At 61.1% G+C, this 18526-nt stretch carries 16 protein-coding genes; 9 read left to right on the top strand and 7 right to left on the bottom strand.

Annotated elements, in window-relative coordinates; genetic code table 11:
- Positions 1-440, top strand: a 440-nt coding sequence (locus PQQ51_RS29315; protein ID WP_408500691.1) for a methyl-accepting chemotaxis protein, incomplete at its 5' end; no start/stop codon positions are given.
- A 182-nt stretch (positions 441-622) separates the two neighbouring features.
- On the opposite strand, the gene PQQ51_RS29310 is transcribed toward PQQ51_RS29315, so the two are convergent.
- The 6 genes from PQQ51_RS29310 to cfa form a co-directional block, all read right to left on the bottom strand.
- Positions 623-1558, bottom strand: a complete 936-nt coding sequence (locus PQQ51_RS29310; RefSeq protein WP_408500690.1) for an SMP-30/gluconolactonase/LRE family protein — start codon at positions 1556-1558, stop codon at positions 623-625.
- A 9-nt stretch (positions 1559-1567) separates the two neighbouring features.
- Positions 1568-2536, bottom strand: coding sequence for an ABC transporter permease (locus PQQ51_RS29305; protein WP_408500689.1), 969 nt, complete (start codon positions 2534-2536; stop codon positions 1568-1570).
- Positions 2533-3465, bottom strand: a complete 933-nt coding sequence (locus PQQ51_RS29300) for an ABC transporter permease (RefSeq protein ID WP_408500688.1) — start codon at positions 3463-3465, stop codon at positions 2533-2535. The genes PQQ51_RS29305 and PQQ51_RS29300 overlap by 4 nt, the downstream gene beginning before the upstream one ends.
- Entirely contained in the window at positions 3462-4940 is a 1479-nt protein-coding gene (locus PQQ51_RS29295; RefSeq protein WP_408500687.1) for a sugar ABC transporter ATP-binding protein, read from the bottom strand. The genes PQQ51_RS29300 and PQQ51_RS29295 overlap by 4 nt, the downstream gene beginning before the upstream one ends.
- 69 nt (positions 4941-5009) lie before the next feature.
- Positions 5010-5996 (bottom strand): substrate-binding domain-containing protein, encoded by a 987-nt coding sequence (locus PQQ51_RS29290; RefSeq protein ID WP_408500686.1) that lies wholly within the window; start codon positions 5994-5996, stop codon positions 5010-5012.
- A 369-nt stretch (positions 5997-6365) separates the two neighbouring features.
- On the bottom strand, positions 6366-7532 hold the full coding sequence (cfa, locus tag PQQ51_RS29285) for a cyclopropane fatty acyl phospholipid synthase (protein WP_408500685.1): 1167 nt from the start codon (positions 7530-7532) through the stop codon (positions 6366-6368).
- Positions 7533-7838: 306 nt separating this feature from the next.
- On the opposite strand from cfa, the gene PQQ51_RS29280 reads away from it, so the two are divergent.
- The 8 genes from PQQ51_RS29280 to PQQ51_RS29245 all read left to right on the top strand — a co-directional run bounded on the left by PQQ51_RS29280 (position 7839) and on the right by PQQ51_RS29245 (position 17542).
- Positions 7839-8486 carry a thioredoxin family protein gene (locus PQQ51_RS29280; RefSeq protein WP_408500684.1) on the top strand — a complete coding sequence of 216 codons (648 nt, stop codon included), beginning with the start codon at positions 7839-7841 and terminating at the stop codon, positions 8484-8486.
- A 146-nt stretch (positions 8487-8632) separates the two neighbouring features.
- Positions 8633-9823: an HPP family protein gene (locus PQQ51_RS29275; RefSeq protein ID WP_408500683.1), complete on the top strand. Its 1191-nt coding sequence runs from the start codon at positions 8633-8635 to the stop codon at positions 9821-9823.
- Between the two features lie 87 nt (positions 9824-9910).
- Positions 9911-10324: a MarR family winged helix-turn-helix transcriptional regulator gene (locus tag PQQ51_RS29270; protein ID WP_408500682.1), complete on the top strand. Its 414-nt coding sequence runs from the start codon at positions 9911-9913 to the stop codon at positions 10322-10324.
- A 25-nt stretch (positions 10325-10349) separates the two neighbouring features.
- Positions 10350-12203, top strand: coding sequence for a chloride channel protein (locus PQQ51_RS29265; RefSeq protein WP_408500681.1), 1854 nt, complete (start codon positions 10350-10352; stop codon positions 12201-12203).
- 256 nt (positions 12204-12459) lie between these two features.
- On the top strand, positions 12460-12843 hold the full coding sequence (locus tag PQQ51_RS29260; protein WP_408500680.1) for a hypothetical protein: 384 nt from the start codon (positions 12460-12462) through the stop codon (positions 12841-12843).
- A gap of 485 nt (positions 12844-13328) precedes the next feature.
- A complete protein-coding gene (locus tag PQQ51_RS29255) occupies positions 13329-15650 on the top strand; it encodes a catecholate siderophore receptor Fiu (protein ID WP_408500679.1) in 2322 nt (773 codons plus the stop codon).
- A 137-nt stretch (positions 15651-15787) separates the two neighbouring features.
- A complete protein-coding gene (locus tag PQQ51_RS29250) occupies positions 15788-16474 on the top strand; it encodes a Fe2+-dependent dioxygenase (protein WP_408500678.1) in 687 nt (228 codons plus the stop codon).
- Positions 16475-16729: 255 nt separating this feature from the next.
- The gene (locus PQQ51_RS29245; RefSeq protein WP_408500677.1) at positions 16730-17542 is read left to right on the top strand and encodes a mechanosensitive ion channel family protein; all 813 of its coding nucleotides are present in this window, start codon (positions 16730-16732) and stop codon (positions 17540-17542) included.
- A 129-nt stretch (positions 17543-17671) separates the two neighbouring features.
- Here the strand turns inward: PQQ51_RS29245 and PQQ51_RS29240 are convergent, their stop codons facing one another.
- On the bottom strand, positions 17672-18346 hold the full coding sequence (locus PQQ51_RS29240; RefSeq protein ID WP_408500676.1) for a DedA family protein: 675 nt from the start codon (positions 18344-18346) through the stop codon (positions 17672-17674).
- Between the last annotated feature and the right edge of the window lie 180 nt (positions 18347-18526).

The following is an 18526-nucleotide window of genomic DNA, read 5'->3' as shown; positions in this document are numbered from 1 at the left end:
CGCTGAACGCAGCCGTTGAAGCAGCGAGAGCCGGCGAGCAAGGGCGTGGGTTTGCGGTGGTTGCAGGAGAAGTTCGTGCGCTCGCTCAGCGTAGCGCGACGGCGGCGAAGGAAATCAAGGACCTGATTAGCGATTCGGTGGCGCGCGTGTCGGAAGGCGCTGCGCAAGTCGCCAATGCACGACACACGATGGATGAAGTGGTGCGCTCGGTCAAACAGGTAACGGACATCATCGGGGAGATTTCGTCCGCTTCGTCCGAACAGAGCACTGGAATCGAGCAGGTCAACCTGGCGGTCGGCCAGATGGATGAGGTGACGCAGCAAAATGCAGCCCTCGTGGAGCAGGCGTCGGCTGCGGCGCAAGCGATGGCCGAACAGGTAACCAGTCTGCGCGATGCCATCGCGATATTCAACGTCGGTAAGTACGAGGCGTACTCGTAAATATCGTCTGCCGACGCGCGATCTGTCATAGGTCGGAAGCGGTCAGCGTGTCGGCGGCGTCCTGTTCGGCACAGACCCGCAAGCGCTCAAGTGCAACTGTTACTGCGGCCCGATTGAGTTTGTCCGGGCGTCAGTACATCGACGCTGCGTCGATCCCGGCAAGGTGCATTGGAAGAATCCCTTCACGGAGTCTGTATCCCCCGCGCGTTGACCTTGATCCGATACAGCGAACTGGACGCCGCGATATACATCTCATCGCGATGCTCACCGCCAAAAGTCAGATTCGCGACCTTCTCCGGCACGGGAATCAACGCGAGCTTCGTTCCGTCCGGATGAAACACCTGGATGCCGATCGCACTGCTGGTGAACACCCAGCCCCGGCTATCCAGACGAAAACCGTCCGAGAGTCCTTCGCCTTCGGCAATCGTCGCGAATATGCGCGGATTGGTCAGTGCGCGTCCGTCCACGACATCGAACACGCGTATGTTGTGAAACCCCTTGTCGCCGTACGGAACCTGCGACGTATCCGATACGTAGAGCTGCGACTCGTCGGGTGAGAACGCCAGCCCGTTCGGGCAAATCAGCAGATCCGTCATCACGTTCAACGTGCCGTCGCGCGGATCGAAGCGGAACACGTAGCAACCCCGCAATTCCTGCTCCGCCTGGTGGCCCTCGTCGTTGGAAAGAATTCCGTACGGCGGATCGCTAAACCAGATTGTTCCGTCGCGCTTGACCACCACGTCGTTCGGCGAATTCAGGCGGCGGCCGTGATAACGGTCGACCACGATCTCGTCGACCGACTCGCTCAAATTGCGTCCGAAGCGGGTGCGAACCAGCGCGCGCTGGCCGTGCGAACAATGCAGCAGGCTACCGTCAGCCTCGCGATAATGTCCGTTCGTATATTCGATCTGATCGCGCCACACGCTCGTCCCCTCTTCGGAATGCCAGCGCATCATCCGGTTGTTCGGTATGTCGCTCCAAAGCACCGAGCGGTCCTCATGCATCCAGACCGCGCCTTCCGACCAGATGCAGCCGCCCGCCAGGTGCTCCAGCGTCGCGCCGGGAGCCAGCAGATCGGATGCCCGTTCGTCGTACACCTCTATGACATTCTGTTCCATTTCGATTTCCTAACGAGTTTTTCTGCCTTCGGTGAGTGCGACCACGATCACAATGATGATGCCGGTCAGCACCGTACGCAGACCGGCACTCGCACCCGCGGAGTTCAATAGCGCGACCAGCAGGAACATGAACAGCGCTGCACCCCAGATCCCACCCAGTGAAGCCCTTCCTCCGGCCACCGAGGTGCCGCCGATCACCACAACCGCCACGGTCAACAACAGATATTCGTTGCCCTGATCCAGCGAATTGCCGCCTGCGAACGTCGCGATAAGGCATCCGGTCAGGCCGGCCAACGCGCCGCAGATCACATAGGTCAGCAATACGTGGAAGTCCGTTTTTACGCCCGCGAGGCGCGCGGCGTTGCGGTTCTGGCCGAGTGCGCTCAGCGCGCGGCCATAGAGGGTGCGCGTGAGAAGCAGCCATACCAGCAGCGTCAGCACGATGGCGAAGATCGAGAACACCGGCAAACAGGCGAACCGCGCGACCATCATATGGGCCAGCAAAGACGGCGGAGGCGTACGCATGCCGCGGCCGTACGCGATCGCGCAAGACAGCACGATCAGCGAACTCGACAACGTCGCGATGATCGGCGGAATTCTCATGAAACGGATCAGCAGGAAATTGACCACGCCGACGATCGCGCCCGACAGCAGCGCAACCGCAATGCCCAGCAAGATCAGTCCGTTCGAGCCGTTCATCACGCTCATCGACAACGCACCGGAAAGCGCAATGACCGAAGGAATGGACAGATCGATATTGCCGGGTCCGCTTGTGATGACCAGCATCTGCCCCAGCGAAACCAGCACGGTGAACGTCGAAAAGCTCAGTGCTGTCGTCAGCAGCGGCCCAAGGTTGGGACCGCCCTTACCCGCGTTGAACAACGCGGTTGCGATCAACACGAGCACAGTCGCGATCCACGCGCTGAGCCAATAGCTATTGCGCAGGTTGCCCCGCATCACACGATAGACGGTATTCATGCGAGCTTTCCCGACGGGTAGATCACGGTCCGCAAGCTGAGCGCCACGATCAGGATGATGCCCTGCAATGCCACTTGCCAGTCCGACGACACTTCGTAGAAGTTCAGGAACGACGTCGCGAGCGTCATGGTCAATGCGCCGAACACGCTGCCCAGTGCGAACACCTTGCCGCCGACGAATTCGCCGCCGCCGAGTATCACGCTGGCGATGGAAATCAGTGTGAAGCTCGACGCCTGGTTCGCATCGGCGGACGTGGTTTGGCCCAGCATCAGCAGGCCCGCGACGATCCCGAACACTCCCGCGAGCGCATAGACGCCGGTACGGATAGCGAGAGCCGAGTGGCCGCTTCTCTGGATCACCTTCGGATTGCCGCCGAGACCGCGCACGATGGTTCCGAACACGGTGACGTTGAAAATGACATAGCCGATCAGCGCACCGAGCAACGCAATCAGCACCGGCAGCGGAATCAACGGCGTGCGCCACGACATCAGATCGACCAGAAACTGAGGCGCCTCGCCGCCGGGGCTCGGCACGAGCAGCAACGCGCAACCGAGCCAGACGAAGGACATGCCGAGCATCACGACGATCGACGAGAGCCGTCGCAATTCGATCAGCGCGCCGCACAACGCGTAGACGCCGATCGCCAGCAGATACAACAGAATCGCGAGCCATGGCGAGTGGGGCAGCACGATCGCGCCGATCGCCGCGCTCAACGAAACGAACGGACCGATCGACAGGTCCAGATCGCCGATGGAGACGAACATCATCTGCGCGAGCGTCGCAAAAACGATCGGAATCGCCGAACCCAGCAACAAGGTCAGCCCCGTATAGGAGAGCGACATCGGCTGGTTCTTGACAATCAGTGCCAGCAGAACCACGAAAGTCACCGCGGACAGCAGGCGGGAGGCAACGGAACGGAAGCGCTTCATGCTGCCGCCTTGAAGGAAAGACGCAACACCTCGGCTTCGCTCAGTTCGGCGGCGGACAGCTCGCCGACTATTTCGCCCTCGTTCATCACATAGATGCGATCGCAGTGATACAGCTCTTCGAACTCGGTCGTGTACCAGAGGAAGGTTCGTCCTTCGTCGGCCTGCGCGCGGATGATGCGATACACCTCGTGTTTGGTGCCGATATCCACACCACGCATCGGATCGTCCATCAGGATCACCGACGCATGCATGCCCAGCGCCCTCGCGAACAGGATTTTCTGCTGGTTGCCGCCGGAGAGGGAATCGATTGGAAGATCCGTGTCCGGCGTTTTCACTTTCAAGGTTTTCACCCAATGCATGACGAGACGATCTTCTTCAGCAAACGAAATCAGTCCGCTCCGCACACATTCCTTCAACCACGAAACGCTCATGTTCTTCGCGATCGACCATAGCCCGAATATGCCGTCGCTCTGCCGGTCTCCGGCAACGAATGCAGTGCGCGCATGGAGTTCGTTACCCTGACGATCCGCTTTTCCGTCGCGCAGCGTGTGAATCAGCTTGAGCAAACGTGTCTGCCCATGTCCCGCCAAACCCGCGAGGCCCACTATTTCGCCGCGGAACGCCTGAAGCGGAAGTCCACTCTCGGGAAGACGCGCTTTGACCCGCAACGTGTCCGACGTCCGCGGCCTTGCAGCGCTCGCGGGCCGGCCGGGACCGACGTGCCCCAGTTCGTGCCCCATCGCTTCGACGAGGCGCTCCACGCTGGTCCTCGCAGTCGCGCTTTCATAGACAACGGTGCCTTCGCGCATGACAAGGACGCGGTCGCTGCGATCCATGATCTCGTGCATCTTGTGCGAAATCAGCAGGCAGATCCCACCGCTCTTCACGAAGTCCCGCAGATAGTCGAGCAGTTGTGTCGCCGAGTATTCGTCGAGTGACGACGTCGGCTCGTCGAGAATGACGAGCTTCAGCGGAAAATCGCCCGGCGTGAATGCCATCGCGATTTCCACCATCTGGCGTTTCGTGATCGGCAGCGCCTCGATCAGTTGCCCCGCGCTCAAGCCATGATTCGGAAAGATGCGATCCAGCGTGTCGAGCAATTGTTGGCCGGCCTTCGCGCGCCACCGCACTCCTTTGCTTCGCGACGCACGCAGACGCATGTTCTCGGCGAGACTCAGATTGGGACACAGCGACAGCTCCTGGAAAACGCAGCGAATGCCGTGCCCCATGGCCTCGTGCGTGTTCCATTGATGCTCGATCTTCGTCCCGTTCACGTACAAGCTGCCTTCGTCGTTGCGCAGTACGCCGGACAATATGTTCATCAACGTCGATTTGCCCGCGCCGTTGTGACCCATGATGCCGACGCATTCACCCGGCTGGAAAGTCAGCGTTGCGGCATTCAGCGCCCGGACCACGCCGAACGTCTTGCTGAGTTTCTCGGTCCGGACAAACGCGGTTTGAGCCAGGGAAACCATGAATTCTCCATTCGCTGAAGCCAGTGCCGCGCGCCGCCGGCACTGGCCGAGCCATTGACTGCGGGTCGATCAGTTGCCGGCGTGCTGCTTGACGTAGTCGAGCACTTCCTGACGCGTGAAGCTGCGGTCATAGACGCCGCCCTTCGGTGTACTCGCCATCGACTGGACCAGGTCGTTCTGCGTGACGACCGAGATCGGCAGGCTCACTTCCTTCGGCAGCTTCGCGCCCGCGAGCAATTGCTGCGCATACCAGAACGCAAACGTTGCGACGCCCGGCACGATCGACGCGGACTGCGTTTCGTAGCCGTTCTTGTCATGCTCGCTCTTCCAGAGTTGCAGTTCGTCGTAGCGATTGCCCATGTAGATCACCGGCAGTTTGCGGCCTGCGTCGATGAATGCGTGCGCCGTGCCGGCGCCGTCGCCGCCTTGGGTCGTCACCGCCACCACGTCGGGCAGCGTCGGTAGCAAGCCGGCCACCGCTTTCTGCGCGACCGTTTGCGTGTAGTCGCCGTTGACCGAGCCGACCACCTTGAATTCGTTGTATTGCTTGAGGCCGTCCTCGATGCCCGAGTGAATCTGGTTATCGACGACGAAGCCCGCCAGCCCACGCACTTCGAGCAGGTTGCCCTTGAGCTTGCGGTTGTGGAAGTAATCGAGCTCCATCGCGCCCATCCGCTTGAAGTCGATGCTGATCTTGTAGGCGCAGGGCTCGGTCACGGTGCCGTCGAACGAAACGACGACGATGCCCGCGGCACACGCTTGTCGCACCGCGCCGTTGACGGCGGTCGGCGATGCCGCATCGACGACGATCGCGTTATAGCCCTGGATGATGAAGTTGCGAATCTGCTGCGACTGCTCGGTCGCCTGATTCTGCACGGTGGTGAAACTCGGCGCCGCCGCGACGATCTTGTCGGCCACCGCCTGCTTTGAGACCTTGTCCCAGTCCTGCAACATCTGCTGACGCCATGAATTGCTCGCGAAAGAATTCGAGAAGGCGATCTTCATGTTGCCCGTCGGCTTTTCCTGCGCATGCGCGCCCGCAGGGCTGACCAACATTGCACCGACCCAAAGCAGGCACGAGGCCAATCGAACCGTGTTGCTTGTCATCGTTCGTCTCCGAAATGTTGGGAAACGTTCTCGAGCGCTTTCGATGCCCTTTCGTTTCCACCTTTATTGCATTCAGATGAAGCATCCAACACTCTTGGTTACCGGTACCCAAGACGGATGCGCGGAATATAGCACGGTGCTTTTGGGGGGACAAGGCAGGGTTTACTCGTTCGCAGACGAGCTTATTTCACAGCGAAAGGCCTGGGGAATCGGCGGCCGTTGTAGATACAGCGCCGCTGATGTCGACACCGCTGAACGGGAGTCGATTCAAGCTGACAACGGCCTTTCGTTAGAGCGCGTGATTGCCACGCGCACCTGTTAAATCATTGGACGTCGATATCCGCCGGTCACGCCGTTTTTCGACAGCACCCACTGCCATAGCTGAATCTCACGCGCGCGGAAGCCGCCCGCGCACGACAGCAGGTAGTAGCGCCACATCCGGTAGAAACGCGGGCCCAGGCGGCTCGCAAAGCGTGGCCACGCTTTCTCGAAGTTGTCGTGCCACGCCATGAGCGTGCGGTCGTAATCGGCGCCGAAGTTATGCAGATCCTCGACAACGAAAAGACCGTCGGCAGCATCGGCGATTTCACCGATCGCGGGAATCACGCCATTCGGGAAGATATATTTGTCGATCCACGGGTCAGGCATCGTGCCGCGTTGGTTCTTGCCGATCGTGTGGAGCAGGAACAGACCGCCGTCGTCGAGGCAACGCTGCGCGACCTCCATATAGGTCCGGTAATTCTTCGGGCCCACATGCTCGAACATACCTACGCTCGCGATACGGTCGAAACGCTCGTTCAGGTCACGATAATCCAGCAGCCGGAATTCGATCGGCAGCCCCCGATAGCGGGTGGCACCGAGTTCCGCCTGCTCCTTCGAAATCGTCACGCCGACGCACGATACGCCATAGCGTTCGGCCGCGAATCCCATCAGGCTTCCCCAGCCGCAGCCAATGTCCAGCAGGCGCATGCCGGGCTGCAACCCGAGCTTCCGGCAAATCATGTCGAGTTTCGCTTCCTGCGCTTCTTCAAGCGTTCGCGCGCCGTTGCCCCAATAGCCACACGTGTACGTCATGCGCTTGTCGAGCATCGCTTCGTAAAAGTCGTTGCCGATGTCGTAATGCTGTTCGCCCACCTGCCAGGCGCGCGTGGCCGTTTGCCGATTCAGCAACCTGGCCTTCAATGCATGAAACATCAGACGTATCGGAGCAACTTGCCGATCCAGTCCCGCGCTCAGAATACGCGCGAAGAATTCGTCCAGCCGGTCGCAATCCCACTGGCCGTCCATATAGGATTCGCCTAGCCCAAGATTGGCGGCCGCAAGGACGCGCTCAGGCACACACGGATCATGCAACTGCATATCCCACGGACGTGAACCGTTGAACTTCACATTTGCCTTTGCAAGCAGGCCAGCAGTGAATCGGTATGCCGACGATCCCGTCACCCCGTTGACCGGGCCAGCCGCTTCGAATTCGGTGGTTGCCATCGTGAATATTTGTCGATTGAGAGCGTTGGTAGCCTACACAAAACGGCCAAAATCCGACCGAAATTCTTCGAATCGACGCCATTAACAGAATCTATTTTTCGTTGTTGCGGTGCTCAAATAACATGAGTCCCAACTCTCCGGCCGCAAGTTTTGCAAGTTGCGGATTGAACGATGTCCGGAGGGGTACTAACCTTGATGAATAGACGAGGCGGTCGTCGCCTGCCGGATCATCCCGGCGCCATCCAGCCTCGCTGTCCTATGCCAGTCATCGAGATATCGGCAAGGGCGTGTTCAGGAGACGTGACCATGATGCTGGAAACCGGCCTAAAAAAGCAGGTGCAGGAGAGTTTGCTCAATTATCAGATCCGGCCGGTGGAGATCGTGGCCTCGCTCGATAGCGGCAGCGACTCCGCGAGACTTCGTGAACTGCTGACGGAAATCGTATCGTTATCGCAGACGTTGACGCTGGTCGAGTCGAACGCGTCCGGCGTGCCGAAGCCTTCGTTTTCGCTTGGCGCGCTAAACGACGAGCCCAGAATCGCGTTCGCCGGCGTGCCCACCGGAAACGAGTTCACTTCACTCGTCCTCGCGATACTTCAGGTGGGCGGCCACCCGCCGAGGTTCGATGACGCGCTGATCGCGCGCATCGTCGAGTTGGACGGCGACTATCGCTTCGAGACATTCGTCTCGCTCGCGTGCCCGTACTGTCAGGAAGTCGTGCAGGCGCTAAACGGGCTCGCGGCGCTGAACCCACGGATCCGCCACATCGTGATCGACGTGGGGATGTTCCAGAACGAAGCCACCGCGCGCGATATCGACTTCGTGCCGACGATCGTGATGAACGGCGAACGGTTTGGAGAAGGCCGCACGACAGTCGCGCAGATTGTCGGGCAGATTGCGGATATCGAGGGCGGTATGAAAGAGGCGTTGCGGGCGGCGAGTCTCGGGCCTTGATGAAGCTCGGGGCTCGGGGCTCGGGGTGGCCTCACCCCATCGATTGCGAGCGTCATGACAATTTATATCACAATCACATATAATCTCGTCACCGCGCGCCTCGGTGAATAGCCGCAGGCGCTCCCACGAACCCAGCCACGCCGACCTTGCCCAGTTCCGCCCTCATCCGCTGGTTTGCCCGCTTCTCTCCGAGCCCCGTCACGATCGACTGGCGGGAGCGCTTGCGCTCGTGCCTCGGCGCGCTGCTAGGCATTGCGTTCACCGGCGCCATCACGCACTTCCTGCCCGGCTCTCGCAGCGCCGTCCCGATGCTGGTCGCGCCGATGGGTGCGTCGGCGGTGTTGCTGTTCGCGGTGCCGGCCAGTCCGCTCGCGCAACCGTGGTCGATCATCGGCGGAAATCTGGTTTCGGCGACGGTCGGCGTGACCTGCGCAATGTGGATCAGCGACCCGGTGCTTGCCGCGGCGCTCGCGGTCGCCGCGGCCATCTGCGCTATGTTCGCGCTGCGTTGCGTGCATCCCCCGTCGGGCGCCGTCGCGTTGACAGCGGTATTGGGCGGCCCGGCGGTCCATGCGTTGGGTTACGGTTTCGTGCTCGAACCCATCGCGCTGCAATCCGCGGCGCTGCTCGGCTCGGCGCTCGCCTATCACGCGCTCACGGGGCACAGCTATCCGCACTCGGCGCGGCACAACGCGGCTCCGGTGCCGGCCAGTTCGCAAGCGCGACCCGGCTTCACGCGCGCGGACCTCGACGCTGTCCTCAAACGGCAAGGCGAACTCCTCGATATCGCACCCGACGATCTCGAATCGCTGCTGCGCGACCTCCAGTTGCAAACCTATGCGCGCAGCTTCGCCGAATTGACCTGCGCGGACATCATGTCCGGCGACGTGATATCGATACCGGCCAATACGCGTGTGGTCACCGCGTTGAGCATCTTGCAGCGGCGCGGCGTGAAGGCGATACCGGTGACGGATATCACGCTGCGCGTGATCGGCATCGTCACGCGGGCGGATCTGATGAGCGGCGCGAAGCGCCAATCCGGGCTGCTCGTTAGTCTGCGAAACAGATTGCCTGGTTTTCGCCGCGTCGAAGAGCCGACCGTCAGCAGCGTGATGACCACCCACGTGCACACCGTCGACACCAGCACGCCGATCGCCGAACTCGTTCCGCTTTTCGCCGACCATGGGCACCACCACATCCCCGTGTTGAATCGCGAGAGCGGACAGCTCGCCGGCATGGTCACGCAGGCGAATCTCATCGCCGGCCTGTACCGGCAACCGCAGCAACGAGGTCAACTACAAGCGCAGCCACAGACGCAACGATCGCGCGCCGCCTGAGCGCCGCTCACACTTCGCCAGCCCTTACTGCATTCAAATACATCACGTTATGATATTTATATCGTCACCCTTCAACACGAACCACCCATGAAAACCCAATCCCGCGACCTGAAAAAAGCCGACTTCGAGCAACTATCCGAATTCCGCTATCAGATGCGGCGCTTCGAACGCTTCTCCGAACAGGCGGCCCAAAGCGAAGGCATCACGCCTTTGCAGTACCTGCTGCTTCTGCACATCAAAGGCTATCCGCAACGCGACTGGGCCAGCATCGGCGAGCTTGCCGAACGGTTGCAGGCACAGCATCACGGCGTCGTCGCGCTGGTGTCGCGCTGCGAAGCGCTCGGCCTCGTCAAGCGCAAGGTGAGCGAGACCGATCGCCGTCAGGTCGAAGTGCATCTGCAGAAGCTCGGCGAGAAAACCCTCGCAAAGCTGGCCGCGCTGCATCGCGCCGAATTGAAATCGCTCGAAGGCGCGTTCAACGTGCCGCAAATCGATCTCTAGTCCTCACCCCACCACGAGCCCGACGATGTCCGCCAACCACCACAAACGAGATTTCTCCGCTAACCGCCGCCTGCCCGGCATCGCGCTGCTCGCGGCGTGCATCGGCGCGATCAGCACGTTGGCGGCTTTCGTGCTGCTCAATCTGATCCATCTGTTCACGAACCTGTTCTTCTTCGGCGTGCTGTCGTTCGCCGAGCGCTCGCCCGCGCACACTACGCTCGGCGCGTGGGTCGTGCTGGTGCCGGTGGCGGGCGGCCTGATCGTCGGCCTGATGGCGCGCTACGGGTCGGAAAAGATTCGCGGACACGGGATTCCCGAAGCAATCGAAGCAATCCTGTTCGGCAAGAGCCGCATGTCGCCGAAAGTGGCGGTGCTCAAGCCGCTGTCGTCGGGCATCGTGATCGGCAGCGGCGGCCCGTTCGGCGCCGAAGGTCCGATCATCATGACGGGCGGAGCACTCGGCTCGCTGATCGCGCAGTGCGTGCGCGTGAGCGCCGCGGAGCGCAAAACGCTGCTGGTCGCCGGCGCGGCGGCCGGGATGACCGCCGTGTTCGGCACGCCGGTCGCGGCCGTGCTGCTCGCGGTCGAATTGCTGTTGTTCGAATGGCGGCCGCGTAGTTTCCTGCCGGTCGCGCTAGCCTGTGCGGTCGCCGGTTTTGCGCGCGGTCCGCTGTTCGGCACGGGGCCGCTGTTCCCGCTCGAAACCGCGCCGCCTGATGCGTTGGCGCTGTTTTCCTGCGTGATCGCCGGCCTGCTCTCGGGCGCACTCGCGTGCGGTCTGTCGGCGGCGCTGTACAAGACCGAAGATCTGTTCGGCAAACTGAAGATTCACTGGATGTGGTGGCCCGCGCTCGGCGGACTCGTGGTCGGCATCGGCGGTTTCATCGAGCCGCGCGCACTAGGCGTCGGCTACGACGTGATCGGCGATCTGCTGCATCTGCACATCGCGTTGCAGGTGGCGCTCGCGTTGCTGCTCGCGAAAGCCGTCATGTGGGTCGTGGCGCTCGGATCGGGCACATCGGGCGGCGTACTCGCGCCGCTGCTGATGCTCGGCGCCGGACTCGGCGTGGTGTTGGGCCATGTGCTGCCGGGCGGCCCGCCGTCGCTGTGGCCGCTCGTCTGCATGGCCGCGACGCTCGGCGCCACGCTCGGCGCGCCGCTCACCGCGATCGTGTTCGCGTTCGGTCTGACTCACGACAGCAATGCGCTGCTGCCCCTGCTGGCTGCAACGCTCGTCGCTCACGGTTTTGCGACCGTCGTGATGCGTCGCTCGATCATGACGGAAAAAATCGCACGCCGCGGTTATCACATCTATCGCGAGTACGGCGTCGATCCGCTCGAGCGGCACTACGTCGACGAAGTGATGACGCGCGATGCAAAAACAATCGACGCACAACTGACAGTGGCCGACACGCTCGCGCGATATTTCGGACCGACGCAAACACATCGCGCCTATCCGGTAGTCAATGGGGATGCGGTGATAGGCGTAATCGACCGTGCGACACTGGAGCGCTTTTCCGCGCAGCACAGCGGCACAGGTGAGCAGGCAGCGGCGGTGGCGGGTGTTGCGAATGTGGCGAATGCCATTGCAAGCACAACCACCACGCTGCTCACCGCGATGCAAACCCGCGAACCCGTCTTCGCGTTGCCGGACGAAACCTGCCGGCTGGTCGCGACGCGGCTCGCGGTTCACGGTCTGGAGCGCCTGCCGGTCGTGGACGACATGAACACGCGGCGTCTCATCGGCATCGTGTCGCGCAGCGATCTGGTGAAAACCTCGCTTGCCCACTTCGACGAAGAGCATAAGATGCAGCGCTTCCGGCGCATTGCGGCACGTCCGGCAAAGCGTCGCTTCGCACCAGCCCGACGACCAGGCTGACATCCTCCCCGCCGACTCGCCGACTCGCCGACGAAAAACTCCTACAACTCGAATCGCGGTTGCCGACGCATCGGTACAACCGCGACCGCAGCTCGCGTCATGAACCACTGACAGATACAACGGACTCCGAATATTGGCATTTATTGAGACATAGAGACGTGCAATGATCGCCGGCGATTCAACGAAACACGCAACCGCTCTGCGTGAGCAGACGCCCCGGCAACGCCGCGGAAACCCGCGCTTTCATTCCGTCGACATGACCAATTTTCTGTTCGATCTTCTCTCGAATCTCGCGTTGCTGATTCTGGTGCTGATCCTGAGTCATCTGTGCAACCGGTTGATACCTGGCGCAACGTTCAACGGCGCGCGTATTTTCATCGGGCTCGCGGCGACGGCTTTACTGCTGGACGCCGCACTGACATTTCTCGTCTTCGCCGACGCGCAGAACCGCTATGGCGCCTTCAGCGCGCCGGTTGCGTTCTTCGAACGCGCCGGCGCCTACGCGTCGGCAAGTGTCGCCGCACTGTTATGGCGCTATGCAGCGCGTCGGCGGCGTCCGCTCAAACGCGGCGTGCACGGCAAACACGACGTCGTGATCATCCACACTTCTCCGTACTCCGAATCGCAATTGCCGATGTGATTGCCCCGTCGCCATACCCAGGCATTTGTATTGCCGGCAATCCATTCCTTCGGCACCCCAACCGCCGGGCTGTTTTTTCATTAACCTTTTTAAAATCAAGCGCATACGGATTGACTTGCTTATGCAGATCACTTACATTTCCCAGCAGGCTTACAGAAGTAACCATTTGTAAGTGAACGCGGCAGCGTGGTTCGACACAATCGGGCCGCGCTGCCGGGATCTCACAAAACGTCACCGTCATCAGAACGCCGCGCCGGGTTTCCATCGGCACGCGCCCCCCTTGCATCGCAGGCACCGATCGTCCGATCCGCACGCACGCGATTGCGTGCCCGGCACGCATTGCCCTGCCGATCCACTGCTCCCGAATTCCGCCAGCCGTTGAGCACCGACCGCCATAGCGGTCATGCGCCGAAGCCAGCCACTCGTTACCGGATGGCTACTCCGGTCAATCATCCTGATCAATCAGGATCACTACTTTTTAAAAAATGACCTATATCCGTAGTAAAAAACTCGCGCCATGCCACGGGGCAAGCGAGCATCCGTCACGCTCCGGCGCAGCCCGCGCGACACTCCTCACCGGCATCGCCTTGAGTTGCTCGTTGCCTGCATTGGCGCAGACCCCGACGCCGGACAGCACAGTGTTGCCGGCGATCCAGGTCAACACGTCGGCGGATAGCAACTACAAAACGGAGACGCTGGCTTCGCCGAAATTCACCCAACCGGTGAAAGATATGACGCGGACGGTGACGGTCATCAACAAGGACCTGATCAAGGATCAGCAGGCCACCACCCTGACCGATGCATTGCGCAACGTGCCGGGCGTGGGTACTTTTTTTTCGGGCGAGAACGGCAGCACCGCCACCGGCGACGCCGTCTATATGCGCGGCGTCGACACATCGAACAGCATCTATATCGACGGCATTCGCGACGTCAACCCCACTCACCGCGATCTGTTCAATACTGAGCAGGTGGAAGTGATCAAGGGACCTTCAGGATCGGACTTCGGCCGCAGCGCACCGAGCGGCTCGATCAATCTTGTCACTAAACAGCCTGGACTCGATAACAGCTTCGATGCGAGCCTTGGCGTCGGCACGCCGAATTACGTCCGTTCGACGATCGACTGGAATCACACGCTCAACGACACGTCCGCTTTCCGCGTCAACCTGATGGGCCACAAAGCCGACGTGGCAGGCCGCGACACGGTGGACAACGAGCGTTGGGGCGTCGCGCCATCGCTCGCTTTCGGACTGAACACGCCGACCACGGTGTATCTGGATTTCATGCACGTCAAGCAGGACAACACGCCGGACGGCGGAGTGCCGACCATCGGGTTGCCCGGATATACCGCCCCCAGTCCGGCGCTTTCCGCGTTGAACCGCGCGCCGATGGTCAACTCGCACAATTTCTACGGAACCGCGTCCGATCACGACGATTCGACGACCGACATGGCCACGGTTCGCGTCGAACATAAGCTGAGCGACACGACGACGCTGCGCAACGTCACACGATGGGCGCAGACCAAAGACGACTACCTGCTCACGTCGTTTTTGGGCAGCGCAACGAACATCAAGATACCGAACCCAGCGGACCTTTCAACGTGGACGACGACTCGTCTGCCGACCTTGCGCGACAGCAACAATCGCATTCTGACGAATCAGACGAACGTCACGAGCAAGTTTTCAACCGGGTCGCTGCAACACGACGTGAGTGCAGGTTTCGAATTGACGCGTGAAGATCAGACCACGTACGGACATAACTCTCCGACCATGCCCGACGTGAGCCTCTATTACCCGAACAGCGACATCTTTGTCGGCAACGACGCGCGCAACGGACTCGATTCGACCGGCTCGACCGACACCGTCGCCGCCTATGCGTTCGATACGATTTCTTTGGGAGACCGACTGCAGTTCAACGGTGGCCTGCGCTGGGACTACTACCACACCCAGTACTCGAGCACCGCCGCCTGCGGTTCCACCGGCCGCACGCCGATACCGTGCCCGAAGGGAATGCCGGTGGGATCCGCCGTTTCGGCCGTCGACGCCACCAAAGTGGGCAACCTGGTGGACTGGAAAATCGGTGCGCTTTATCGTTTGACGTCGAACGGCAACATCTACTTCAACTATGCGATCTCACAACAGCCGCCGGGCGGTTCCAATTTTGCGCTGGCGGCCAGCGGTAGCGGAAATAGCGCCGGTCGCACCGACTTCGATCCTCAACGCGCCGCGACCATGGAGATCGGCACGAAATGGGAACTGTTCGGCAAACGTCTGCTCGCAACGGCCGCGCTGTTCCGCACGGACATCACCAACGAAGTCCAGTTGCTCGACGGCGGCACGTATGGGCAAATCGGCAGAAAGCGCGTTCAGGGTCTCGAATTGAGCGCCTCGGGCCAGATCACGCCGCTATGGTCGGTCATGGCCGGCTATACGCTGCAGGATGCGCGAGTCGCAACGGGAAGCGCCGTCGCGGCGGACGGCTCGACGCTGCTGAGTTACACGCCCCGGAACGCCCTGTCGCTCTGGACGACCTATAAACTTCCGTACGGCTTTACGATCGGTGGCGGCGCCAACTACGTGAGCGGCCTGGAACGCGGCACGGACGGCGCGGTCGGAACACCGACCCAGACGGATGGCTACTGCGTCTTCAACGCCATGGCGGCCTACGAGGTATCGCGCCACCTGAATTTCCAGTTGAACCTCTATAACCTGACCAACAAGAGCTACGTCTCTTCCATCAACAAGAGCGGCTACCGCTACTTCCCTGGAGCGCCACGCACCGTTTTGCTGACGGCCAATATCAACTTCTGAGGAGCGCCGTACATAACCGCCGTCGCAATGCACGACGATACCGTCGGCCTTGCGGCGGCAACCGCTTTCATGACCCGAATCGCTTGCCCGTTCAGTGGCGACATTCTCAACAAGCCGCTCAATCGACGCCTCGCATCATGATGCTACACATCCCCCACATCCTTCTCCCAGACGAAGTCGCACACTTGCGGACCCTTCTGGCCTCCACGCACTGGATAGACGGCCGGGCGACCGTGGGTTCGCAAGGCGCCCAGGTCAAGCGCAACCAGCAATTGCCGGAGAGTGCGCCGCACATGGCGGAACTTCGGCAGATCGTCGAACAGGCCTTGAAGCGACATGCGTTGTATTTCTCCGCGGCATTGCCGTTGCGCGTCTCTCCACCGCTATTCAACCGGTACGACGCCGCGCAGCAGGAACACTACGGATTCCATGTGGACGGCGCGGTGCGATCGTTTCCCGGGCATTCGGGCTGGATGCGCACGGACCTGTCGGCCACGCTGTTTCTCTGTAATCCCGACGAATACGAAGGCGGCGATCTGACCGTGCGCGACACATACGGCGAACACGAGGTCCGCCTGCCCGCCGGCGACATGGTGCTATACCCGGCGGCCAGCGTTCATAGCGTGACGGCGGTGACGCGCGGCACGCGCATCTGTTCGTTCTTCTGGATTCAAAGCATGATTCGCCACGACCAGCGGCGCAGCATGCTGTTCGAACTGGATCAGACGATTCAGACGCTGCGCGACGCGCACGGCGACAGCGACGCAACTCTCTCGCTGTCCAATCACTATCACAATCTCTTGCGCGACTGGTCGGAGATCTGACGCATGGAACGGACTGCGAAAATTCATCCCGGCCCGCGCTCGTAACGCCGCCCGCAAGAAGAGCCGCCATAACGTCGCACTCTCCCGCCAGACCGGCTTTTCGCGCGGCAGGAACGCTCCTTGCCTATGCGCGTGCCGTCACCTATAACTTCCGAAGATCGAGAGTGACCGGTCGTGCCCGTCGCCGGGCAATTACCGCTGCATTGCGCCACCGTCGTTCAATCAGTCGAAGGCAACTTACCAACGAGGCAAATCTTGGATCTCGAAACCGTACGCGTATTCATCATGACCCGAGGCATCGACCTCGGCACTAAAGTACTCGGCGCGATCGTATTGTGGATCGTCGGCCGCTGGGTCATCGGGCTGATCACCGGTTTGTTGCGCAAGCTACTGTCGAAAAACGGCCGCGTCGATCCCACTCTCGCTCACTACCTCGGCTCGATCCTCGGCGCGTTGCTGAATCTGCTGCTGATCCTCGCGATCCTGCAAGTGTTCGGTGTGCAGACTACTTCGTTCGCGGCCTTGCTCGCCGGCCTCGGTCTTGCGATCGGCACCGCATGGGGCGGCCTGCTCGCGCATTTCGCGGCCGGCATCTTCATGCAGGTGCTGCGCCCGTTCAAGGTGGGCGACTTCGTCACAGCGGGCGGCGTGACCGGCACGGTCTCCGAACTGGGTCTGTTCGGCACGACGATCGTGACGCCGGATAACGTGACGACCATCGTCGGCAACAACAAGATCTTCTCCGACACGATCTCGAACTACAGCGTGTTGCCGGTACGGCGCGTGGAACTCACCGCGAAGATCGCCAATGGCGTCGATCCGACCGACGCGATGAACCGGCTCAAAGCCGCCGTCACGCAGATTCCGAACGTCGCCGAGAGTCCTGCGCCGGATATCGAAGTGCTGAGCTTCACACCCGAAGGCCCGTTGCTCTGCGTGCGGCCTTATACGCACAACGAGAATTACTGGCAGGTCTATTTCGACACCAATCGCGCGATCATTCAAACCTTCAAGGAAGCCGGCTATCCGACACCGGAAACGCCGCTGGCGCCGCGTGCGGTGACTTGAGGTCGACTTGAGGTCGATTAAGCGCTTGCGCAGCACCCGATGTTGCACGCCGCAAAGGAAAAACGGCGTCGCGAATCTGAACGCGACGCCGTTTTTCAATCCCGCCAGAACTTCACGCTACGCGATGCGTCAACGGTTTCCCGCTCGCGACGACGTGTTCTTGCGCGTCATCTTCCACAATGCGCCGAGCAGAACCGGCACCACGGCCGCACCGATCCCCACCAGCACGATCACATTCAGGTACTGACGGATAAACGGAATGTTGCCGAAGAAGTAGCCGAGCAACACCAGCAGCAACACCCACAGCAACGCGCCGAGCACGTTGAAAAGCTGGAACCGGCTGACCGTCATCTCCGAAGCACCGGCCACGAACGGCGCAAACGTGCGCACTACCGGAATGAAGCGCGCCAGCACGATGGTCTTGCCGCCATGCTTCTCGTAGAAGTTATGCGTCTTCTGCAACGCGGCCCGATCGAGGAAGCGCTCCAGAACCGGAATATGCGAATTGAACACTCGCGGCCCGATGGCCCGCCCGATCGTGTAGTTGACCGTATTGCCGGCCACCGCCGCGATAAGCAGCAGCACGATCAGCAAACCGACGTTCATTTCCCCGGTCGCGCAGAACGCGCCGCCGATGAACAGCAACGAATCGCCCGGCAGAAACGGCAGCACGACAAGCCCGGTTTCGCAAAACACGATCAGAAACAGCACCGCGTAGACCCAGGCGCCGTACACGTGGATGAAGTCTCCGAGAAACTTGTCGATGTGCAAGACGAGGTTGACGAAATGTAGCAACGTGTCCAAGAAGCGTCCTTTTCTGAGCGAATGTGAGCGAGTGGGAAGGGCCGCATCAGCGGGCCGGCGGGCGACGAGCGGTGAACACGAACTCACCGCCGCAGATATGACCGCGTTACCGCTGCGGATTGACCGCGCCATGATACCGAAAGTGCCCGCACACGATTAAAAATCTGCGGACGCCGAATC

This window comes from Paraburkholderia xenovorans (assembly GCF_046030735.1).
Classification (GTDB): domain Bacteria; phylum Pseudomonadota; class Gammaproteobacteria; order Burkholderiales; family Burkholderiaceae; genus Paraburkholderia; species Paraburkholderia xenovorans_A.
This window is presented reverse-complemented; position numbering and strand designations above follow the sequence as displayed.